The organism is Rhodococcus sp. NPDC019050 (assembly GCF_055664235.1).
This window is the reverse complement of the sequence record NZ_JBVOON010000010.1, coordinates 94,284-116,278: the sequence shown is the minus strand read 5'-3', so window position 1 is coordinate 116,278 and position 21,995 is coordinate 94,284. Positions and strand designations below refer to the sequence as shown.

General features: G+C 70.1%; 20 protein-coding genes and 1 pseudogene. 14 read left to right on the top strand and 7 right to left on the bottom strand.

The window, feature by feature from the left end:
- The first annotated feature begins 148 nt into the window (after positions 1-148).
- The 5 genes from arc to prcA all read left to right on the top strand — a co-directional run bounded on the left by arc (position 149) and on the right by prcA (position 5,548).
- On the top strand, positions 149-1,933 hold the full coding sequence (gene arc, locus AC0B44_RS12710) for a proteasome ATPase (protein WP_471903224.1): 1,785 nt from the start codon (positions 149-151) through the stop codon (positions 1,931-1,933).
- 122 nt (positions 1,934-2,055) lie between these two features.
- On the top strand, positions 2,056-3,549 hold the full coding sequence (dop, locus tag AC0B44_RS12705) for a depupylase/deamidase Dop (protein ID WP_378528261.1): 1,494 nt from the start codon (positions 2,056-2,058) through the stop codon (positions 3,547-3,549).
- A gap of 153 nt (positions 3,550-3,702) precedes the next feature.
- A complete protein-coding gene (locus tag AC0B44_RS12700) occupies positions 3,703-3,894 on the top strand; it encodes a ubiquitin-like protein Pup (RefSeq protein WP_296549362.1) in 192 nt (63 codons plus the stop codon).
- Entirely contained in the window at positions 3,891-4,745 is an 855-nt protein-coding gene (gene prcB, locus AC0B44_RS12695) for a proteasome subunit beta (protein WP_378528260.1), read from the top strand. Before AC0B44_RS12700 ends, prcB begins: the two co-directional genes overlap by 4 nt.
- Positions 4,742-5,548, top strand: coding sequence for a proteasome subunit alpha (prcA, locus tag AC0B44_RS12690; RefSeq protein WP_471903223.1), 807 nt, complete (start codon positions 4,742-4,744; stop codon positions 5,546-5,548). The genes prcB and prcA overlap by 4 nt, the downstream gene beginning before the upstream one ends.
- Here the strand turns inward: prcA and AC0B44_RS12685 are convergent.
- Positions 5,533-7,023, bottom strand: coding sequence for a bifunctional phosphatase PAP2/diacylglycerol kinase family protein (locus AC0B44_RS12685; protein WP_378528258.1), 1,491 nt, complete (start codon positions 7,021-7,023; stop codon positions 5,533-5,535). The genes prcA and AC0B44_RS12685 overlap by 16 nt on opposite strands.
- A gap of 62 nt (positions 7,024-7,085) precedes the next feature.
- Here AC0B44_RS12685 and pafA point away from each other — a divergent pair, with 62 nt between their 5' ends.
- The 7 genes from pafA (at position 7,086) to AC0B44_RS12650 (ending at position 15,640) form a co-directional block, all read left to right on the top strand.
- Positions 7,086-8,444, top strand: coding sequence for a Pup--protein ligase (gene pafA / locus AC0B44_RS12680; protein ID WP_378528257.1), 1,359 nt, complete (start codon positions 7,086-7,088; stop codon positions 8,442-8,444).
- Between the two features lie 67 nt (positions 8,445-8,511).
- On the top strand, positions 8,512-9,516 hold the full coding sequence (locus AC0B44_RS12675; protein ID WP_471903222.1) for a helix-turn-helix transcriptional regulator: 1,005 nt from the start codon (positions 8,512-8,514) through the stop codon (positions 9,514-9,516).
- A complete protein-coding gene (locus tag AC0B44_RS12670) occupies positions 9,513-10,493 on the top strand; it encodes a helix-turn-helix transcriptional regulator (protein ID WP_471903221.1) in 981 nt (326 codons plus the stop codon). Before AC0B44_RS12675 ends, AC0B44_RS12670 begins: the two co-directional genes overlap by 4 nt.
- Positions 10,494-10,616: 123 nt before the next feature.
- Positions 10,617-10,892 (top strand): Sec-independent protein translocase subunit TatA, encoded by a 276-nt coding sequence (gene tatA / locus AC0B44_RS12665; RefSeq protein WP_378528254.1) that lies wholly within the window; start codon positions 10,617-10,619, stop codon positions 10,890-10,892.
- 108 nt (positions 10,893-11,000) lie between these two features.
- A complete protein-coding gene (gene tatC, locus AC0B44_RS12660) occupies positions 11,001-11,930 on the top strand; it encodes a twin-arginine translocase subunit TatC (protein ID WP_378528253.1) in 930 nt (309 codons plus the stop codon).
- Positions 11,927-14,683: a DEAD/DEAH box helicase gene (locus tag AC0B44_RS12655; RefSeq protein WP_471903220.1), complete on the top strand. Its 2,757-nt coding sequence runs from the start codon at positions 11,927-11,929 to the stop codon at positions 14,681-14,683. Before tatC ends, AC0B44_RS12655 begins: the two co-directional genes overlap by 4 nt.
- A 132-nt stretch (positions 14,684-14,815) precedes the next feature.
- On the top strand, positions 14,816-15,640 hold the full coding sequence (locus tag AC0B44_RS12650; protein WP_378528251.1) for a DUF4333 domain-containing protein: 825 nt from the start codon (positions 14,816-14,818) through the stop codon (positions 15,638-15,640).
- Positions 15,641-15,665: 25 nt separating this feature from the next.
- Here AC0B44_RS12650 and AC0B44_RS12645 read toward each other — a convergent pair whose 3' ends face one another.
- Positions 15,666-16,646, bottom strand: a complete 981-nt coding sequence (locus AC0B44_RS12645; protein ID WP_471903219.1) for a 5'-3' exonuclease — start codon at positions 16,644-16,646, stop codon at positions 15,666-15,668.
- Positions 16,647-16,681: 35 nt separating this feature from the next.
- Between AC0B44_RS12645 and AC0B44_RS12640 the strand changes: the two genes are divergently transcribed.
- A complete protein-coding gene (locus AC0B44_RS12640) occupies positions 16,682-17,812 on the top strand; it encodes a M24 family metallopeptidase (RefSeq protein ID WP_471903218.1) in 1,131 nt (376 codons plus the stop codon).
- 13 nt (positions 17,813-17,825) lie between these two features.
- Here the strand turns inward: AC0B44_RS12640 and AC0B44_RS12635 are convergent, their stop codons facing one another.
- Entirely contained in the window at positions 17,826-18,221 is a 396-nt protein-coding gene (locus tag AC0B44_RS12635; RefSeq protein WP_378528248.1) for a PPOX class F420-dependent oxidoreductase, read from the bottom strand.
- Between the two features lie 94 nt (positions 18,222-18,315).
- Here AC0B44_RS12635 and AC0B44_RS12630 point away from each other — a divergent pair, with 94 nt between their 5' ends.
- Positions 18,316-19,062: an SDR family NAD(P)-dependent oxidoreductase gene (locus AC0B44_RS12630; RefSeq protein WP_471903217.1), complete on the top strand. Its 747-nt coding sequence runs from the start codon at positions 18,316-18,318 to the stop codon at positions 19,060-19,062.
- 69 nt (positions 19,063-19,131) lie between these two features.
- Here the strand turns inward: AC0B44_RS12630 and AC0B44_RS12625 are convergent, their stop codons facing one another.
- The 4 genes and pseudogenes from AC0B44_RS12625 to AC0B44_RS12610 all read right to left on the bottom strand — a co-directional run bounded on the left by AC0B44_RS12625 (position 19,132) and on the right by AC0B44_RS12610 (position 21,928).
- The gene (locus tag AC0B44_RS12625) at positions 19,132-19,422 is read right to left on the bottom strand and encodes a WhiB family transcriptional regulator (protein WP_378528264.1); all 291 of its coding nucleotides are present in this window, start codon (positions 19,420-19,422) and stop codon (positions 19,132-19,134) included.
- 178 nt (positions 19,423-19,600) lie between these two features.
- Complete coding sequence (locus tag AC0B44_RS12620) at positions 19,601-20,095, bottom strand: nitroreductase/quinone reductase family protein (protein WP_378528246.1); 495 nt, start codon at positions 20,093-20,095, stop codon at positions 19,601-19,603.
- 160 nt (positions 20,096-20,255) lie between these two features.
- Positions 20,256-20,369: pseudogene (locus AC0B44_RS12615) on the bottom strand (VOC family protein); the annotation flags it as partial.
- 59 nt (positions 20,370-20,428) lie between these two features.
- Positions 20,429-21,928, bottom strand: coding sequence for a dihydrolipoyl dehydrogenase family protein (locus AC0B44_RS12610; RefSeq protein WP_471903216.1), 1,500 nt, complete (start codon positions 21,926-21,928; stop codon positions 20,429-20,431).
- Between the last annotated feature and the right edge of the window lie 67 nt (positions 21,929-21,995).

The window sequence follows — 21,995 nt, the reverse complement described above, 5'->3', positions numbered from 1 at the left end:
GTTAGGAGAGCCTAACAGCACTGGCTGCGTGTCGGGAGGTACCGGTCGAGCACACCGACACCTGTTCGGTACCCGACGAATTCGTGTCGTCGTACACATTCGGCCAACGCCCGGTAGCGTGGAATAACCACAGTGGAGGGAGTCGCTCATGAACTCACAGAATCCGGATGCGGTTGCGGCGGCACGGGAGATCGAAGAAATGCGCGCGGAGGTTGCCACCCTGCGCCGCATGCGCGCCGAACCGTCCGACCGGGTACGCGACCTCGAAGCCCGGCTCGAGTCCCTCACCGTGCGCAACGGCAAGCTGCTCGAGACGCTCAAGGACGCCCGGCAGCAGCTGATCACGCTGCGGGAGGAAGTCGACCGGCTCGGACAGCCGCCCAGCGGCTACGGGGTGATGCTCGAAACCTACGACGACCACACGGTCGACGTGTTCACCTCGGGCCGCAAGATGCGGGTCGCGGTCTCACCCAACCTCGACCTCGACGAGTTCCGGCCCGGCCAGACCGTCCGGCTCAACGAGGCACTCACCATCGTCGAAGCCGGCGAGTTCGAGCGGGTCGGGGAGATCACCACCCTGCGCGAACTCCTCGACGACGGGCGCCGCGCACTGGTGGTCGGGCACGCCGACGAGGAACGCGTCGTGTGGCTGGCCGCGCCGCTGGCTGCCGCGGCCGCCCGCACCCTCGACCCGGCATCGACCGTCTCCACCGACGAAACCGACGGGCCGGACAACTTCAAGCTGCGGCCCGGCGACTCCCTGCTCGTCGACAGCAAGGCCGGGTACGCGTTCGAACGGGTCCCCAAGGCCGAGGTCGAAGATCTGGTGCTCGAGGAGGTCCCGGACGTCGACTACGGCGACATCGGTGGCCTGGGCCGGCAGATCGAGCAGATCCGCGACGCGGTGGAACTGCCGTTCCTGCACAAGGACCTGTTCCACGAGTACGCGCTGCGACCGCCGAAGGGTGTGCTGCTCTACGGGCCGCCCGGCTGCGGTAAGACGCTCATCGCCAAGGCGGTGGCCAACTCGCTCGCCAAGAAGATCGCCGAGGCCCGTGGCGAGGACTCGAAGGACGCGAAGTCCTTCTTCCTCAACATCAAGGGCCCCGAACTGCTCAACAAGTTCGTCGGTGAAACCGAGCGGCACATCCGGATGATCTTCCAGCGGGCGCGGGAAAAGGCGTCCGAGGGCACCCCGGTGATCGTGTTCTTCGACGAGATGGATTCGATCTTCCGCACCCGTGGGTCGGGGGTGTCCTCCGACGTGGAGACCACCGTCGTGCCGCAGTTGCTCAGCGAGATCGACGGCGTCGAAGGGCTCGAGAACGTCATCGTCATCGGTGCCTCCAACCGTGAGGACATGATCGACCCGGCGATTCTGCGGCCCGGCCGCCTCGACGTAAAAATCAAGATCGAACGGCCCGACGCGGAAGCGGCACTGGACATCTTCTCGAAGTACCTCACCGAGACGCTGCCCGTGCACGCCGACGACATCGCCGAATTCGGCGGCGACCGTGCCGCCTGCATCCGCGCGATGATCGAACGGGTCGTCGACCGCATGTACGCCGAGTCCGAGGAGAACCGTTTCCTCGAAGTCACCTACGCCAACGGCGACAAGGAAGTCCTGTACTTCAAGGACTTCAACTCGGGTGCGATGATCCAGAACATCGTCGACCGCAGCAAGAAGTACGCGATCAAGTCGGTGCTCGAGACCGGCGCGCCCGGTCTGCGGGTGCAGCATCTGCTCGATTCGATCGTCGACGAGTTCGCCGAGAACGAAGACCTTCCCAACACCACCAATCCGGACGACTGGGCCCGGATCTCGGGGAAGAAGGGCGAACGCATCGTCTACATCCGGACGCTGGTCACCGGCAAGAACGCCAGCGCCAGCCGCGCGATCGACACCGAGTCGAACACCGGTCAGTACCTGTAGGAGCAGCCACCGTCCCGATCGGCGCCGAGGGCCGGTGCCCGCCACTCGCGGGGCGCCGGCCCTCGGCCCACCGGATCGGCGTCCCGGCGCCGCGCACACCCGGATCGCCTAGGCTCGACGCTATGCAGCGGATCATCGGTATCGAGGTCGAATACGGGATCTCCTCGCCTCACGACCCCACAGCGAACCCGATTCTCACCTCCACCCAGGCGGTGCTCGCCTACGCGGCCGCCGAGGGCGTGCCCCGCGCCAAGCGAACGCGGTGGGACTACGAGGTCGAATCTCCTCTTCGGGACGCCCGCGGCTTCGATCTGGGCCGGTTCAACGGCCCCGCCCCGGTCATCGACGCCGACGAGGTCGGCGCCGCCAACATGATCCTCACCAACGGGGCGCGGCTGTACGTCGACCACGCCCACCCCGAATACTCCGCTCCCGAAGTCGCCGACCCGCTCGACGCGGTGATCTGGGACAAGGCCGGCGAACGGGTGATGGAGGCCGCCGCGCGACACGCGTCGAGTGTGCCCGGCGCCCCACGGCTCCAGCTGTACAAGAACAACGTCGACGGCAAGGGCGCCTCCTACGGCACCCACGAGAACTACCTGATGGCACGGCAGACCCCGTTCACGTCGATCGTGGCGGGCCTGACCCCGTTCTTCGCCTCCCGGCAGGTGATCTGCGGATCGGGGCGGGTCGGGATCGGGCAGAACGGCGACGAGGCCGGATTCCAGCTATCCCAGCGCTCCGACTACATCGAGGTGGAAGTCGGCCTGGAGACGACCCTCAAGCGCGGCATCATCAACACCCGCGACGAACCCCACGCCGACGCCGACAAATACCGGCGCCTGCACGTCATCCTCGGCGACGCGAACCTCGCCGAGATGTCGACATACCTGAAGGTGGGCACCACGGCCCTGGTCCTCGATCTGATCGAGGCGGGCGTGGACCTGACCGACCTGCAACTCGCCCGCCCGGTCACCGCGGTGCACCACATCAGCCACGATCCGACGCTGCGCAAGACCGTCGCGCTGATTGACGGCCGGGAGCTGACCGGCCTGGCGTTGCAACGGATCTACCACGAACGGGCCGCGCGGTTCCACGACGGCACCGACGACAAGCGGGTCCTCGACATCCTCGAGAAGTGGGCGATGGTGCTCGACCTGCTCGAACGCGACCCGATGGAATGCGCGGACCTGCTGGACTGGCCGGCGAAGCTGCGGCTGCTCGAGGGGTTCCGGCAGCGGGAGAATCTGGCGTGGTCGGCGCCGCGGCTGCACATGGTGGACCTGCAGTATTCGGATGTGCGGCTCGACAAGGGTCTCTACAACCGGTTGGTGGCGCGGGGGTCGATGCAGCGTCTCGTCACCGAACAGCAGGTGCTCGACGCGGTGCACACCCCGCCGTCGGACACCCGGGCCTATTTCCGCGGCGAGTGCCTGCGCCGGTTCGGCGCCGACATCGCCGCCGCCAGCTGGGATTCGGTGATCTTCGATCTCGGTGGGGAATCGCTGGTGCGCATCCCCACCCTGGAACCGCTGCGCGGCAGCCGCGCGCACGTCGGGGAACTGCTCGACAACGCGCAGTCGGCGGCCGAACTGGTCGACCAGCTCACGCACTGAGCAGCGGCGACACCGGCGGCGGCGAACTTGCCTCGTCGTGTCGTCGCCCCGCAGCGGTGTGGCTCGGTAGGGTGGGGTTCTGAAGTAGCGGTGGCCTCACCGATCGTCGACCGGTGACGGGAATCGCACGGATACAGGAGGAGGTCGGCGGCTATGGCGCAAGAGCAGACCACACGCGGTGGCGGCGGAGACGACGACGAGGGCGTCGGCGACGGTGGTGCCGGTCAGGAACGCCGCGAAAAGCTGGCGTCGGAAACCGACGATCTTCTCGACGAGATCGACGATGTGCTCGAGGAGAACGCCGAGGACTTCGTCCGGGCGTATGTGCAGAAGGGTGGCCAGTGACAGCGGACCGGTCGTCGTTTCCTTCACGCGAGGTGCAGCCCCGGCTGCACCTCGCGTCACCTCTGTCGTCGTTTTCCGACCACCTGCGCATCCATGCGCCGGAACTGCTGCCGGAGAACCGGTTCCGATTCGAGGGCGGTGACCGGGTGGACATGGCACCGCACGGCACCACCATCGTCGCGCTCACGTTCGCCGGCGGGGTGCTCATCGCCGGGGATCGGCGCGCCACCATGGGCAACATGATCGCCTCCCGCGACGTGCAGAAGGTGTTCGTCACCGACTCGTACTCGGCGGCGGGCATCGCGGGCACCGCGGGCCTGGCGATCGAACTGGTCCGGCTGTTCGCGGTCGAACTCGAACACTACGAAAAGATCGAGGGCGTGCCGCTGACCTTCGACGGCAAGGCCAACCGGCTCTCGTCGATGGTGCGCGGCAATCTCGGCGCGGCGATGCAGGGCCTCGCGGTGGTGCCGCTGCTCGTCGGGTTCGATCTCGATGCCACCGACGCGGCGCGCGCCGGCCGGATCGTGTCGTACGACGTGGTCGGTGGCCGATACGAAGAACGCGCCGGGTACCACGCGGTGGGGTCCGGGTCGTTGTTCGCCCGCTCGTCGCTCAAGAAGTTGTACCGGGCGGATGCGGACGAAACGGCGGCGTTGCGTGCCGCGGTCGAAGCGTTGTACGACGCGGCCGACGACGACACCGCCACCGGTGGCCCGGACACCACCCGGGGCATCTATCCGACCGCGGTGGTGATCACCGCCGCCGGAGCGGTGGAGGTACCGGAGGAAACCCTGTCGACGCTCGCCCGCGGAATCGTGGCCGACCGCACCGCTGGAGGTGAGCAGTGACGCTTCCCTACTATGCATCCGCCGAGCAGATCATGCGCGATCGCTCGGAACTCGCGCGCAAAGGTATCGCCCGCGGGCGCAGCGTGATCGCGCTGACCTACGCCGACGGGGTGCTGTTCGTCGCGGAAAACCCGTCGAAGGCGCTGCACAAGGTCAGCGAACTGTACGACCGGCTGGGGTTCGCCGCGGTCGGCAAGTACAACGAGTTCGAAAGCCTGCGCCGGTCCGGCATCATGCACGCCGACATGCGCGGGTATTCCTACGACCGGCGCGACGTGACCGGGCGGGCCCTGGCCAACGCGTACGCGCAGACCCTCGGATCGATCTTCACCGACCAGCCGAAACCGTTCGAGGTGGAGATCTGCGTCGCCGAGGTCGGCCGCGCGGAGGGCGACGAGGCACCGCAGCTGTACCGGATCACCTACGACGGCTCGATCGTCGACGAACCGCAGTTCGTGGTGATGGGCGGCAACACCGAACCCATCCTCACCGCGCTGCGGTCGTCGTACAGCCCCGGCTTGTCGCTCGAGGACGCCGTGGGCGTCGCGGTGCGGGCTCTGCAGCAGCCGGTCGGCAACGACGCGACACCGCGAGCGCTGGGTCGCGGTGAACTCGAAGTGGCGGTACTCGAGAAGGCGCGGCCGCGCCGCGCGTTCCGCCGGATCTCCGGGGCTGCCCTCGAGGCACTGCTGCCGGCCGGCACCGGCAGCGCCGCACCGGACGCCGCCGCAGCGGGCGACACCGGCGAGACCGACAGCCCGGCCCCCGAGTCCGGTACCACTCCCGGTCAGGGCACCGACTGATCCACCGGGGGCCGGTACACCAGCATCGCGGACGGTAACGCCCGGAAGTCGAAGACGGTGCCGTCGACGGGGGCTTCCCCGTCGACGGCCAACGCCACCGCGGGCCCGTCGACGCGCACCGACAGGGTGACGCTGTCGTACTGGCGGTACACCGACGACGCCCCCAGCGTCCCGGTCGCCGCAGCGTAGAGCAGGCGCACCCGCGACCAGCGCCGATCCGCGCACAGATACCGCACATCGAGGGTGCCGGAGTCCAGCGCCGCCCGCGACATCGGCACCTGGTCGCGGGGGGTGTACCGGCCGTTGCCGACGAACAGCAGCCACCAGGCGGTCGGGACGCCGCCGAGCGCACCCCGCATCGGTTCGGCGGTGCGCAGCACATCGATCATCGCCAATCCCGCCGCCGGCCACTTCCCGATGCGTGGTTCCCACCGTTCCCGCAGTCGCACCGCGTCGGGGTACCCGCCGATACTGGCGGTGTTCACGAACACGCGGGCGTCGGTGCCGCCCGCGCCGGTAACGGTGACCTCCCCGAGCCCGACGGCGGTGGCGTAGCCGTCGGTCACGGCCCGCATCGTGGCATCGATATCGGCGGCGCCGAGATCCCGCGCGAAGTGGTTGAGGGTGCCGCCGGGGAACACGGCCAGCGGCAACCGGTGCGTCCGCGCCGCCGCAGCGACGGTGGCGACGGTGCCGTCGCCCCCGCACACCCCGATTGCGGTGGGGCGGTCGGCGGTGACCAGGTCGTCGAGCTGAGTTGACAGGTCGGTGTCGGCGTCCGTGTCCAGCGTGACGTACCGGGCGTCGGGCAGTCCCCGGCGCAGCTGTTCGACGATCTCCTCGCTGCTGCCGGCACCCGGGTTGACCACCAGCATCAGACCGTCGCCGCCGCGCAGCGCGGGCGCCGCGACCTCGGTGCGGACCGCAGCGGGCTCGTCGTCGCGCACCGCCCACCAGCGCCGCGTCGACAACGCCACCGCCGCGCCGACCGCGGCCCCGACCAGCACGTCGCTGGGCCAGTGCACCCCGGTGTGCACGCGGGAGTACGCCACGGCGGCCGCGAGCGGGGCGAGCGCCGCCCCCGCGACCGGGGATTCGAGCGCGACGCCGGTCGCGAACGCCGCCGCGGACGCGGCATGCCCGGACGGGAACGACGAGGACCGGGGTGTCGGCACGATCCGGCGGGCGAGATGCGGCGCGGTGCGCGCCGGGGGACGGCGCCTGGGCATCAGCGGTTTGAGGACCCCGTTGGCGAGCGCACTGGCCGCGGCAACCGACAGCAGCCCCCGGACGGCGCCGCGCCGGGCACGGCCCCCGGCGGCACCGCACACCGCGGCACATCCGATCCACAGCACACTGTGGTTCGCGGCGCGTCCGAGATCCCGCAGGACCGGGTCCGCGTGGGAGGGGCGCAGCGCCCCGCTGCGGCGGAACAGGGCCCGGTCGGCGGTTCGTCGTCGCTCGCGAAGAGTCACACCTTGCACCGTAGATGTCGTTGCGACCCATGGTGGTCGGACCGTAGCGGTACTGTCGAAGTGTGCAGCGACGAATCATGGGTATCGAGACGGAATTCGGCGTCACGTGTACCTTTCACGGGCACCGCAGACTCAGTCCGGACGAGGTGGCCCGCTACCTGTTCCGCCGGGTCGTGTCCTGGGGGCGCAGCTCCAACGTGTTCCTGCGCAACGGAGCGCGGTTGTACCTCGACGTCGGGTCGCATCCGGAATACGCGACCGCCGAGTGCGACAACCTCCTCCAGCTCGTCGAACACGATCACGCCGGGGAGCGGGTGCTCGAAGAACTGCTCATCGACGCGGAGCAGCGGCTCGCGGAAGAGGGCATCGGCGGCGACATCTACCTGTTCAAGAACAACACCGATTCGGCGGGCAACTCCTACGGCTGCCACGAGAACTTCCTGGTCGCGCGCGTGGGGGAGTTCTCCCGGATCTCCGATGTGCTGCTGCCGTTCCTGGTGACCCGGCAGCTGATCTGCGGTGCCGGCAAGGTGCTGCAGACCCCGAAGGCCGCGACGTTCTGCCTGTCGCAGCGCGCCGAGCACATCTGGGAAGGCGTCTCCTCGGCGACGACCCGGTCCCGTCCCATCATCAACACCCGCGACGAACCGCACGCCGACGCCGAGAAGTACCGGCGGCTGCACGTGATCGTCGGCGACTCCAACATGTCCGAGACCACCACGATGCTCAAGGTGGGGTCGGCGGCGCTGGTGCTCGAAATGATCGAGGCGAGCGTGCCGTTCCGCGATTTCGCACTGGACAACCCCATTCGCGCGATCCGCGAGGTCAGCCACGACCTGACCGGGCGGCGACCGGTGCGGCTGGCGGGGGGCCGGCAGGCCAGCGCTCTGGACATCCAGCGCGAATACCACGCGCGGGCGGTGGAGTACCTCGACACCCGCACCCCGGACCCGTACGTCTCGCAGGTCGTGGACCTGTGGGGACGGGTGCTCGACGCCGTCGAATCGCAGGATTTCGCGAAGGTCGACACCGAGGTCGACTGGGTGATCAAGCGCAAACTGTTCCAGCGCTACCAGGACCGGTACGACATCGAGTTGTCCGACCCGAAGATCGCCCAGCTCGATCTGGCGTATCACGACATCAAACGCGGCCGCGGCGTGTTCGACCTGCTGCAACGTAAGGGGCTGGCGGCTCGCGCCACCGACGACGAGGCGGTGGAGGCGGCGGTCAACACTCCGCCGCAGACCACCCGCGCGAAACTGCGCGGCGACTTCATCGCCGCAGCGCAGGCCGCGGGCCGCGACTTCACCGTCGACTGGGTCCACCTCAAGCTCAACGATCAGGCGCAGCGCACCGTGTTGTGCAAGGACCCGTTCCGGGCCGTGGACGAACGGGTGGAGCGGCTCATCGCGTCGATGTGAGTGCCGGCCGTCACCGGCTGAGACGTTCCGGGGCGGTGCGCGGGCTGCGGGGCATTAGGGTTGGGCCGTGGCGATCTCGAAAGTCGAACGGCTGGTCAATCTGGTCATCGCGTTGCTGTCCACCCGGCAGTACCTCCCGGCGGAGAAGATCCGCACGTCGGTGGCCGGATACTCGGAATGCGCGAGCGACGAGGCGTTCAGCCGGATGTTCGAACGCGACAAGAACGAACTGCGGGATCTCGGGGTGCCGCTGGAAACGGGAATGCCGTCCCGGTTCTCCACCGTCGAGGGCTACCGCATCAACCGCGACGCCTACGAACTGCCCGACATCGACCTGACTCAGGAGGAAACCGCCGCGGTCGCGGTGGCATCCGCACTGTGGGAGTCGCCCGAACTGACGTCCGCGGCCCAGGGCGCGTTGCTGAAACTACGGGCAGCAGGGGTGCAGGTCGACGTCGATCCCGGGACGGTCGCCCCGATCCCGGCGCGCGCCCGCGGCTCGGAACCGGCCCTGCAGGAACTGCTCGCCGCGATCGATGCCGGGCGCGCCGTGCGATTCTCGCACCGCAGTTCTCCCACCGAACCGTGGACCGAACGCACCGTGGATCCGTGGGGTGTGGTGACCGTACACGGCCGCTGGTACCTGGTGGGCCACGACCGCGACCGGGATGCGCCGCGCACCTTCCGGCTCTCCCGCATCGGCGACGATGTCACCGCGATCGGCCCGGCCGGGGCGGTGCAGATCCCGGAGGGGGTGGACCTGCGGGCCCGGGTCCTGGCCGCCACCAGCCAGCGCGATGTTTCCGGCTCGGCTCGGGTGTGGGTGGCGGCGGGTAAGGCCTACGAGCTGCGCCGGCTCGGCGAGGAACTCGAGTCGCGGCAGATCGGGGGACGCGACGGCAGTGTGCTCGAGGTGCCGGTGCGGTCGTGGGAATGGATCGAACGGATCATCGCCGGTCAGGGCGCCGACGCGCTGGTACTGGAACCGGCAGAATTGCGGGCCGAGGTGCAACGCATCCTCGCCCGGGTGGTCGGCGACCCGGTCGCCGCGGAGGGGGACGACGAACGATGAGTGCACGACTGTCCAGCCGGTTGGCGCGGTTGCTGAACCTGGTGCCCTATTTCCAGGCGCACCCCGGGATCAGCGCAGCGGAGGCGGCCCGCGATCTGGGGGTGACCCCCAAGCAGATCATGGACGATCTGAACCAGTTGTGGGTGTGCGGACTGCCCGGGTACGGGCCCGGCGACCTGATCGACCTGTCGTTCTCCGAGGACAGCATCGCCGTGACGTTCACCGCGGGCATCGACCGTCCGCTGCGGCTGACCTCCACCGAGGCGACCGCCCTGCTCGTCGCGTTGCGGTCGCTGCTGGAGATGCCCGGCGTGGTGGAACCGGCGGCGGCGCAGTCGGCGATCGCGAAGATCGAGGCGGCGGCCGGCACCGCCGCGACGGCGAACTCCCCGGAAAGCACCGGTCCTGCGGTAATGGAGAATCCGGTCGCGGGACGGGTGCGGGACGCGGTGCGCCGCGGCCGGGCCCTGCACCTGACCTACTATTCGGCGTCGCGCGACACCGTCTCGGAACGGGTCGTCGACCCCATCCGCATCGTGCTCATCGACGAGCACACCTATCTGCAGGCGTGGTGCCGTACCGCCGAGGGCGTGCGGTTGTTCCGGTTCGACCGGATCGACGACGCGACCGTGCTGGACGAGGCGGCCCAGCCGCCGCAGCGGGCCCTGACCGGCGACGACCACCTCGAATTGTTCGAAGGTGACCCGGCGTTGCCCGCCGCTCGGCTGCGTCTGGAACCGGGATACACCTGGCTGCTCGATTACTATCCGCTCACCGACGTCGAGGTGTTCCCGGACGGCAGTTGCGAGGCGGTGTTGCGGTATGCGTCGCGGGACTGGATGGTGCGGTTGCTGGTGGGTCTCGGCAGCGGCGTGACGGTCCTCGCACCCGCCGACCTGGTCTCCGCGGTGCGGGCTCGGGCGGGCGAAGCCCTCGCCGCCTACGCCGCTCTGGACGCCGCGGAACCGCTCACCTGAATCGACGCGCAGGAAACGGTTGTGTGAACCCCGTGCAAACTCCCTGCGGATTCGCTTCGGCATGCGAATCAGCCGGGCCCTGGTCCGGTAGCATCGACACCAGCCGATTTGTGGAGGTTGTAAATGGGTGCAATGAGCCCGTGGCACTGGGCCATCGTCGCGTTGGTCGTCGTGATCCTGTTCGGGTCGAAGAAGCTTCCCGACGCCGCACGCGGCCTGGGTCGTTCGCTGCGCATCTTCAAGAGTGAAGTCAAGGAGATGCAGAACGACGATGCGCGTCCGGCCGGGACCCAGCAGCCGCTGCCGCCCGCGCCGACGCCGGCACCGCCGGTCGAGCCGACCGTCGTCCCGCCGCAGCAGCAGCAGAACGCCCCTCACAGCGAACCGCGGTCTCACTGACCGTGCTCTCCCCTCCGGGGCACCCACACGGGTGTCCCGGTTCCGCTGATGCCGACGGGCCCGGACTCCGAACCCCGGCGGCCATTGTCAGGAGCTGAGAACCGCACCGTGCGCATCCCGTTCGATCCCCGCCGCAGTCGGCGCAAGACCAACCCCGACGGCACCATGTCGCTGGTCGAGCATCTGTACGAACTGCGCACACGGCTGCTCATCGCGGTCGCTGCGGTGTTTCTCACCACCATCCTCGGATTCTTCTGGTACAGCCGCGGGGTGTTCGGGCTCGACAGCCTCGGCGAAATCCTGCGCGGCCCCTACTGTGAGCTGCCGCCGTCCGCGCGCGCCGACCTGAGCACCGACGGCGCCTGCCGACTGCTCGCAACCGGCCCGTTCGAACAGTTCATGTTGCGATTGAAGGTCGCGCTGACCGCGGGCATCGTGATGGCCTGCCCGGTGTGGCTCTACCAGCTGTGGGCGTTCGTCACCCCCGGCCTGTACAGCAAGGAACGGCGCTACGCGATCGGCTTCGTCGTCTCCGGCGCGGTGCTGTTCGTCTCCGGCGCGGTGCTGGCCTACCTGGTCGTCTCGCACGCCTTGTCGTTCCTGCTCACCATCGGTAACGATGTGCAGGTCACGGCCCTGTCGGGCTCCGAATACTTCGGGTTCATCATCAATCTGCTGGTGATCTTCGGAGTGTCCTTCGAGATCCCGCTGGTGGTCGTCGCGCTCAACGCGGTGGGCGTCCTGCCGTACGAGAAACTCAAGGCGTGGCGCCGCGGCCTGATCATGGCGATGTTCGTCTTCGCCGCGATCGCCACCCCCGGCCAGGACCCGTTCTCGATGATCGCCCTCGCGATGGCGTTGACGCTGCTGCTCGAAGTGGCCATCCAGATCTCCCGGATCACCGACCGGCGCCGCGCGCGCCGCCGCAAGGAGGAGGGCTGGGGCGACCTCGACGACGACGAGGGCTCCTCGATCCCCACCCCGGCACCCGTCGAACCCGCCGCGCCTACCCGCCCCGACTACTCCGACACCCTGTGAGCGAGCACCCCCACGCCCCGTCGGCCGTCCCTGAGGTGTCCGGCCCCCGCCTCACCGACTTCGCCGCCGACCTCGCCTTCCCGCTCGACCCGTTCCAGAAGGATGCGTGTCGTGCGCTCGAGGACGGGCACTCGGTGCTGGTGTGCGCCCCCACCGGCGCCGGAAAGACGGTGGTCGGTGAATTCGCGGTGTACCTGGCGTTGCAGGCCGGCACCAAATGCTTCTACACCACCCCGATCAAGGCGCTGAGCAACCAGAAGTACGCCGATCTGTGCGCCCGGCACGGCAAAGCGTCGGTGGGGTTGCTCACCGGCGACCAGTCCATCAACGCGGACGCGCCGGTGGTCGTGATGACCACCGAGGTGCTGCGCAACATGATCTACGCGTCGTCGTCCTCGCTGATCGGGTTGACGCACGTGGTGATGGACGAGGTGCATTTCCTCGCCGACCGGTTCCGCGGCGCCGTGTGGGAAGAGGTCATCCTGCATCTCCCCGAGGACGTGCGGTTGGCGAGCCTGTCCGCGACGGTCTCCAACGCCGAGGAGTTCGGTGAATGGATGACCACCGTGCGCGGCGACACCACCGTTGTCGTCGACGAGGTGCGGCCCATCCCGCTGCACCAGCACATGATGGTCGGTCCGCAGATCTACGACCTGTTCGACGCCCGCGCCGAACCGGCGGATTTGCCGCGGCGGGAACGTCGCCGCGGTGTGGTCGTCAACCCGGAACTGCTCGCCGCGGTGCGGCGCCGGCTCGCCGCCGACGGCGGGGACCGGTGGCAGGGCCGCGGCGGCCGCGGTTTCGGCAGCCGCAACCACCGGCCGTTGCCCCGGCCCGATGTGATCACCCGCCTGGACCGCGACGGGTTGCTGCCGGCGATCACCTTCGTGTTCAGCCGTGCCGGGTGTGACGCCGCGGTGCAGCAGTGCCTGCGATCGGGGTTGCATCTGACCACCGATCAGGAGGCCGCCGAGATCGGCCGGATCATCGACGAACACACCCGTGAATTGCCGCGCGCGGACCTGGAGGTACTCGGCTACAGCACCTGGCGCACCGCCCTCGAACGCGGTATCGCCGCCCACCACGCGGGCATGCTGCCGGCGTTCCGGCACACCGTCGAGCAGTTGTTCGTGCGCGGTCTGGTGCGGGCGGTGTTCGCCACCGAAACCCTCGCGCTGGGCATCAACATGCCGGCCCGCTCCGTGGTGCTCGAAAAGCTGGTCAAGTTCAACGGCGAAACCCACGCCGAACTGACCCCCGGCGAATACACCCAGCTCACCGGCCGGGCCGGACGTCGCGGCATCGACATCGAGGGGCACGCGGTGGTGCTATGGCAGCCGGGTGTGGAACCGGCCACCGTCGCCGGGCTCGCGTCGACCCGCACCTTCCCGCTGCGCAGTTCGTTCCGTCCGTCGTACAACATGGCGGTCAATCTCATCGACGCCGTCGGGGTGGACCGTTCCCGCGCCCTGCTGGAGATGTCGTTCGCCCAGTTCCAGGCGGACAAATCGGTGGTCGGGCTGACCCGCGCGATCGAGCGCAACGAGGCGACGCTGGCGAAGCTGCGCGACGAACTGGGCGGCGCCGACAGCGAAATCCTCGACTACCTGACGCTGCGATCGGACCTGACCGCCGCCGAGCGCGAACACGAACGGCGTGGCCGGCAGGACCGCAGACAGGAGGCGGTGGCGTCGCTGGTGACGTTGCGGGCGGGCGACATCGTTGCGGTGCCGGCCGGCAAGCACTCCGGGCTGGCCGTCGTCGTCGTGGCCGATCAGGACGCCGTGGACCCGCGGCCGCAGGTCGTCACCCCGGACGGATGGTCCGGGCGGTTGTCGGCGGGAGATTTCCCCTCACCGGCGCAGGTACTCGGGCGACTTCGGCTGCCGCGGCACGTCGACCATCGCACCGGTCGCGGCCGCCGCGACATCGCCTCGGCGTTGCGGTCGAAGGGGTACTCGGCGCCGCGACGACCGAAACGCGGCAAGAGCAAAGCGCACAGCCGGGAGATCGACACGTTGCGGCGCCGGTTGCGCAGCCACCCGGCGCACGACCGTCCCGACCTCGACTCGCTGGCGCGGGTAGGGGAGCGGTACCACCGGTTGCTGCGGGAAACGCAGCAGCAACGGCGCCGCGCCGAGGCCACCACCGATTCGCTGGCCCGTACCTTCGAGCGGATCGTGGCGTTGCTGACCGAACGCGGATACCTCACCGGGGGTGACGATCCGGAGACCACCGACGCCGGTGACCGGCTGGCGCGGGTGTACGCCGAGGCGGATCTTCTGGTCGCGGAGTGCCTGCGGCACCGGATCTGGGCGGGCCTGTCCCCGGCCGAGTTGGCGGCGGTGGCGTCGTCGGTGATCTACGAGTCACGCACCGACGATGTGATCAGCGTGCGCGGCCCGACCGGGCCGATCCGCACGGCACTCGTGGACACGATCCGGATGTGCGACACGTTGCGCGCCGACGAGGTGCGACATCGGTTGCCGCCCACCCGCGAACCCGATCTGGGCTTCGTGACCGCCGCGTTCACCTGGGCCAATTCCGGTTCGCTCACCGATGCGCTGATCGCGGCCGACACTGCGGGCCGCGAGCTGTCTCCCGGCGATTTCGTGCGGTGGTGCCGGCAGTTGATCGACCTGCTCGACCAGGTGCGGACCTGCGCGGACGACCCGGAACTGGCGCGCACGGCCGGTCGGGCCGTCGGGGCGATCCGGCGCGGTGTGGTGGCCATCGATCCGGCGGCGGAGTGAGCAGCGGCGGGGTGACCCTCCGGGGACACGACCGGACCGGAAGGTGTGGTTTGATACGCGCTGCCGTACCGATGCCCAGTGGTGGACGGGCTACGGTGAACCAACCGATGTGACGGGCAGCTGGAGGCGACGATGACCGGGCCGAACGAACCTCAGGACCCGGGCGGGCAGCGACCCTCCCGTCCCGCCGATCCGTGGGCGAACCCGGCATCCGGCTCGCAGTGGGAGGCCACGCCCGACGACCGGGCCTGGGCGCCGCCGCACTCCGGGTGGGGACAGCCCGCACAGCCGAACCCCGGTCCTCCGCCGTGGCAGCAGCAGGGCGGCGGCGCGCAGCAGCCCGGCGCCGCGGGCGGGCAATGGGCACCGGGCGGGGGTGCGCCCCAGCAACAACCCTGGGGTCCGCCACCGCAGCAGCCGTCCGCGCCGCAACCCGGCCCGCAGGGCTGGGGGCAACCTGCCGCAGGGCCGGGGTGGGGCGGACCGCAGCAACCCGGCCCGGCCGCCGAACCCGGCTGGGGTCCACCGCCCGGGGCGCAGCAGTGGGGTCAGCCCGGACCGCACCCGGGACAACAGCAGCCCGGACAGCCGTGGGGACCGCCGTCCGCCGGCGCCCAGCCCTGGGGCCAGCCTCCTGCGCCGCCGAAGAAGTCGAAGCTGCCGCTGATCATCGGCGCGGTGGTGGCACTGGTGTTCGTCGTCGGCGGTGTGATCGCGATCGCGACCCTCGGCGCCACGACCACCCTCGACGCGGAAGCCGCCGAGGCGGGTGTGGCGAAGGTGCTCACCGAGTCGTACGGCGCCACCGAGGTCGGGGACGTCTCCTGCCCGACCGGTCAGGAAGTGGCCGCGGGCAACAGTTTCGCGTGCACCGTCACCGTCGACGGCCAGTACCGCTCGGTGACGTTGACCTTCACCGACGACGCGGGCACCTACGAGGTCAGCCGCCCCAACTGAGGCCGACGATCGGCCTCGCAATCGGTCACTGCCCGGCGAGCGCCGCGACGAGCGAGGTCACTGGCCGTTCCACACCCCACCGGCGCGCCAGGTCGTCGAGTCGGGCGGGGTCGGCGGGGACCTGCGGCAGCACATCAGGCCGCGACATCTGCACCTGCGCGTCGGTGGCGACCCGCACCACCGGCAGCGCCGCATCGAGATACTCGGCGGCCGCGGCCAGCTTCGCGCGCATGCCCTGCGACAACCGCGAGCTGTCGTCGGTGACGGCCGCGCGGACCGCCGCGAGCGAGCCGTACTGCAGCAGCAACCCGGACGCGGTCTTCTCCCCGACACCCTTGACGCCGGGCAACCCGTCCGACGGGTCGCCGCGCAGCGCCGCCAGTTCGGCGTAGGCGACACCGGCACGGTCGGCCGGCACCCCGTAGCGGTCCGCAACCTCCGCGGGACCGAACAGTTCGGCCTTGGCCAGGCCGCGACCGACGTAGAGCACCCGCACCGGGACCGGGGTGTCGGCGACGACCTGCAGCAGATCGCGGTCGCCGCTGACCACAACCACCGGATCGGTGCGCTCTCGGGCGGCGAGGGTGCCCAGCACGTCGTCGGCCTCGAAGCCGGCGGCCCCGCCGGTGGCGATCCCCGCAGCCGCGAGCACCTCGAGGATCACCGGGACCTGCGGCAGCAGCGCCGGGGGGACTTCTTCGACGGTGCCGCCCGATCCGGCCGCGACCCGGTGTGCCTTGTAGCTGGGGACCGCGGCGACCCGGAACGCCGGACGCCAGTCCAGATCCAGGCACACCACCAGCCGGGTCGGCCGGTGCCGGCGGATCAGCGACGCCACCATGTCCACGAAACCGCGGACCGCGTTGACGGGCGTGCCGTCGGGTGCGGTCATCGACTCCGGCAACGCGTGGAAGGCGCGGAACCACAGGCTGGCGCCGTCGAGCAGCAGGAGCGTCGGCTGCGGAACGGTCGGCGGGGACGTCTCGGGTGCGGTCACGGACCACATCCTGCCATTCGGGTCGGACCGATACGCTGGGGATCATGAGCACCGCCGAATCCCGATTTCCCGCCGCCCGCTACGGAACCCGCCTCGCTCGCGCCGCCGAACTGGGCGCCGCCGCCGGGCTCGACGCGTTGCTGATCACCCCGGGTCCCGACCTGCGGTACCTGATCGGGTCGCGCGCCGAGTCGTTCGAGCGGCTGACCTGCCTGGTGATCCCAACCGACGGGTCCCCGGCGACCGTGGTGGTGCCGCGCCTCGAGTTGGCGTCGCTGAACGGGTCGGCGGTCGCCGACCTCACGCTGCCGATCCGCGACTGGGTGGACGGGCAGGACCCGTATGCGCTGGTCGCGGAGTTGCTGCCGGGCGCGCGCAACGTCGCGGTGGCCGAGGCCATGCCGGCACTGCATCTGGTGCCGCTCGCGGCCCGGTTCGACGGCACCCCGGTGCTGGCGACCCCGGTGATCCGGCAACTGCGGATGCTCAAGGACGACGACGAGATCGACGCGCTGCGCCGCGCCGGAGCCGCCATCGACCGCGTGCACGCCCGCATGGGGGAGTGGCTACGCGCCGGTCGCACCGAGGCGCAGGTCGCCGCGGACATCAGCGCCGCGATCCTCGCCGAGGGTCACACCGAGGCGGCGTTCGTGATCGTCGGGTCCGGTCCGCACGGCGCCGACCCGCACCACGAGGTGTCCGACCGGGTCATCGAAGCCGGAGACATCGTGGTGATCGACATCGGCGGACCCGTGGAACCGGGCTACAACTCCGATTCCACCCGTACCTACAGCATCGGCGAGCCCGACCCGGAGATCGCCCGTAAGATCGCGGTGCTCGAAGCGGCGCAGCAGGCCGCGGTGGACGCGGTGCGCCCCGGGATCACCGCCGAAGCGGTCGATGCCGCGGCGCGCGATCTGCTCACCGCCGAAGGTTTCGGGGAGGTGTTCGTGCACCGCACCGGGCACGGCATCGGCCTGTCGGTCCACGAGGAGCCGTACATCGTCGGCGGCAACACCGAGACGCTCGAGGCGGGCATGGCGTTCAGCATCGAACCGGGTATTTATTTCCGGGGACAGTGGGGTGCGCGCATCGAAGACATCGTGGTGGTCACCGCGGACGGCTGCGAGTCGATGAATCTGCGGCCGCACGGGTTGACGGTGCTGCCCGCCTGAGCGTCCCGGCCGGTCAGTCCAGCACCGAGCCCATCACCCGGGCCACCGCGATCTCCACGACCACGCGGGTCGGGTTCTCCCGTGGCTGCCGGTACCGGCGGGCGTAACGGGCGACCCCTTCGGCGACGGCGTCGGCGTCGTCGCGGACCCGGGCGGGACCTTCCAAGGTGAGCCAGCGGCCCCCGTCGACCTGGCTCACCGCGCCGTAGCCGCCGCGGGCGGCGTTGCGGGCCTTCTGCGACCCGGCGTTGGTGATCACCCGCGCCACCTGCGCGTCGGGATCCCAGGTGAACCCCACCGCCACCACGTGCGGGGTGCCGTCGGCCCGCAACGTCGTCAGGGTGCCGAGATGGTATTCGGACAGGAACTGCAAGGCACGGTCGCCGAGCGCCTCGGGGGTGTGAACCATGCCCGGAAGCCTAGAGCGCCCGCGACCGCCGCGGCGGCGGCACAAGGGGACCCGGCGGCACCGATGCACCCCCGGAGGCGCGAGACTGACGGGCATGAACAGCGCACCGGGAACTGTCGTCGTATTCGGAGGCCGCAGCGAGATCGGGATCGAAGTAGCCCGTCGGCTCGCGCCCGGCCGCACCGTGATCCTCGCCGCGCGGCGTGCCGACGACCTCGCCGCGGAGAAGGACGCAGTGGTCGCGGCGGGTGCGACTGCGGTGCACACTGCCGAGTTCGACGCCGACGCGCTCGACACGCACCAGCAGGTGCTCGACGACCTGGTGGCTACGTACGGGCCGATCGATGTGGCGGTCCTGGCGTTCGGGATCCTCGGTGACCAGGCCCGCGCCGAAACCGATGCTGCGCACGCGGTGGCGATCGTGCACACCGACTACGTGGCGCAGGTCGCGTTGGCGACGCGGCTGGCGTCGTTGCTGCGCGGGCAGGGCTCGGGACGGATCGTGGTGTTCTCGTCGGTGGCGGGAGTGCGGGTGCGGCGCGCCAACTACGTGTACGGGTCGGCGAAGGCCGGTCTGGACGGATTCGCGTCCGGGCTCGCGGATGCGCTGCACGGCAGCGGAGTGTCGTTGTTGCTGGTGCGGCCCGGATTCGTGATCGGGCGGATGACCGACGGAATGAAGCCGGCACCGTTCTCGAGCACCCCTCCGCAGGTCGCGGACGCGGTGGTGCGCGCCCTGGGTCGCGGTCGCAGCGAGGTATGGGTGCCGGGACTGCTGCGGCCGGTGTTCTTCGGGATGCGGTTGCTGCCGCGGGCGATCTGGCGGCGACTGCCGCGTTGACCGGTGGCGTCGAGCTTTCGGGTTCTGCTCGATTCGGTGGGGATCCGCGTCGGGGGCCGGGCAGCCGCTTCAGGCGCGCACCAGTTCTTTGCGCGACTCGGTGATTGCCGTCGTGCGCGGTCGTCCACGCGGACGTTTGCGGGCGACGATCACACCGTGATCGATGATCTCGCCGCCCCACACCCCCCACGGCTCTTCGCGGGCCAATGCCGCCGTAAGGCAGCGCGCACGCACGGGACACCCGGTGCACAGGGATTTCGCAAGTTCGAGATCTCCAGGCGCCTCGGCAAACCACAGATCGGGGTCGTCACCGTGACACGGAAGCCCGTCGACGTCCGCGCTGACGACACGGTCACCCACACGCGATGCGGTCCAAAGGTTTTCGGTCGACACGAGGGCTCCTGACGGTTCGATCGATGAGGGAACGCGCGGGCGCGTCGTCGGGGCTCGCGCGAGGTATGGAGTGCGGAGACCGGTGCGGCCGGTGTCCTTCGGGACTCGGCTGCTGCCCCGGACGAACCCGCGGCACCCTGCCGCGCTAGCCGACGGCGTCGACCCGGAACACCGGATACCGATCCGCGATCCGCTCGAATTCGGCGACGGGGGCGTGCCGGTCGATCGGGAAATGAGGTCGCGCGCCGGGCGCGAGCTCGAGGTAGCGGCGCAGGATCGGGGCACGTTCGCCCGGGTCGACCTCCGCGAGGTGCACCGTGTCGCTGCCATGACGGTGCAGGACAGCGCGGCCCCGGGCGGCGCGCACGTTGCGCACCCAATTGGCCTCGCCGAGCATCGACACGAGATACCGCTGCCCGTTGAAGTCGGCTACCACCACGGGCAGAGTCACCGGCTGGCCACTGCGCCGCCCGGTCACTTCGAGGGTCATCGCATAGCTGGGGGACAGCAGCCCTGCCGCGTACTGGCGGCTCGCGAACCCGTTCATCGCGCGAGCCACCGACCCCGGTCGGCCGCCCTGGTACATCCGTCGGGTGAGGCCACCGAAGCCCCGCGCGAGCGTCCGCTGCAGTGCATTCATCGGATCCACCCTCCTAGCGTGCTCGGTGACACGGTGCCGGCGCATCCCCCGACCGTCCACCATCCGTCAACCGATCGGACGATGAAGTCGGGTTCCGAAAGCTCGGTTGCATATTGCCCGCTGTGCGGGCACTGAACCACCACCGATGACCACACGCACCGGTCGTGCCGAAGGTATCGCAGTAGAAATCGATCGCGGATGCTGCGCCCTCCACGACGAGGAAAGGCGTGAGGGCGGTGTAACCCTCGGGTACGGGAGTCACTTTGTCGGTCATGTGTCCCACGGTCGGACATCAGGTACCCACCTGTCTTGTACAAACCCGACGAACCGCCGTCAGGAGCGGCGGGCTTCGAGCAGCCGCAGCCACACCTCGCTGACCGTCGGGTACGACGGCACGGCATGCCACAGCGTGTCGAGCGGTACCCGCCCGACGAGAGCGATCGTCGCGGCGTGCACGAGTTCGCTCACGTCGGTGCCGACGAAGGTCGCCCCGACCAGGGTGTCGGTGGCGCGGTCGACGACCAGCGCGGCGTGGCCGGTGAAGTCGTCCCGGGACAGCGCAGCGCCGGCCACATCGATGTCCGCCTCGAGCACCTCGACGTCGACACCGTCGGCGCGGGCCTGCTCGGCGGTGCGTCCCACGGCGGCGATCTCGGGGTCGGTGAAGATCACCTGGGGGACCTGCCCGTGGTCGGCGCTCGCCCGGTACCGCGATCCGTCGAGGGGGCGGCCTTCCGCGCGGGCGGCGATCACGTCCCCGCACACCCGCGCCTGGTACTTGCCCATGTGGGTCAGGGCGGCGCGGCCGGCGACATCGCCGACGGCGTAGAGCCAGTCGCCGTCCACGCCCTCGACGGTGAGATGGTCGTCGACGGTGATCGCCGCGTCGGCGGCCAGGCCGACCGTGTCGAGACCCAGAGTGCTGGTGGTCGGGCGTCGGCCGGTCGCGACCACGATCTCGTCGACCTCGAGGCGGGTGCCGTCGTCGAGTTCGACGGTGACCGGACCGCCGTGGATCCGGCCGATTCCGGTTTCACGCACGTCGGGGCGCTCGACCTGCCGGATCGTGGCGTGGTGCCGGACCGTGATGCCGTGAGTCCTCAGCGCGTCGGTGACGGCGTCGGCGGCGAACGGTTCGACGCGGGGAAGCAGCCGTGATCCGCGTACCACCATCGTCAATTCCTCGACGCCGAGTTGCCGCAGCCAGGTGGCGGTTTCGCAGGCGACCACACCGCCGCCGACGACGAGCACGCGCCGCGGGATCTCCAGCAGATTGGTCGCATCGCGGGAAATCCACGGCAACGCCGCGCGCAGACCAGGGGTGTCGGGAACGACGGCGACGGTGCCGGTGGCGAGGACCACCGCGTGCCGAGCGCGGAGGACGCGGGGCCGATCGGGATGGGCGCCGGTGACGGCGACGGTGCGTTCCCCGGCCAGCGCCGCGCGTCCGCGCACCACGTCGATGCCCGCCGAGCGGGCCCAGTCCACCTGTGAGCTGTCGTCCCGGTCGTGAGTGAACCCGTCGCGGCGGGCGAGCACGGCGGGCACGTCGACGCCATGGGCGCTGACCTTGTCGCCGACGCCGGGCATGTGCCGCGCCGTCGCCAGCACCTGGCTGGGTCGCAACAGTGCCTTCGACGGCATGCACGCCCAGTAGGAGCATTCGCCGCCGACCAGTTCGTGTTCCACCAGGGCGACGGTGCGCTCGCTCCCCGATACGGCGTACTGCGCGGCGTTCTCTCCGGCGGGACCCCCGCCGAGCACTATCACGTCGTAGGTGTCGTCGGTGGTACCGGGATCGCGGGGCCCGGGGGAACTGTCGGCGCGGGTCACCCGATTCACGGTAGGCGGCGTGCACCGCTCGCGGACCCGTTCTGTGGGATCGGCCCAGCGCCCGAGC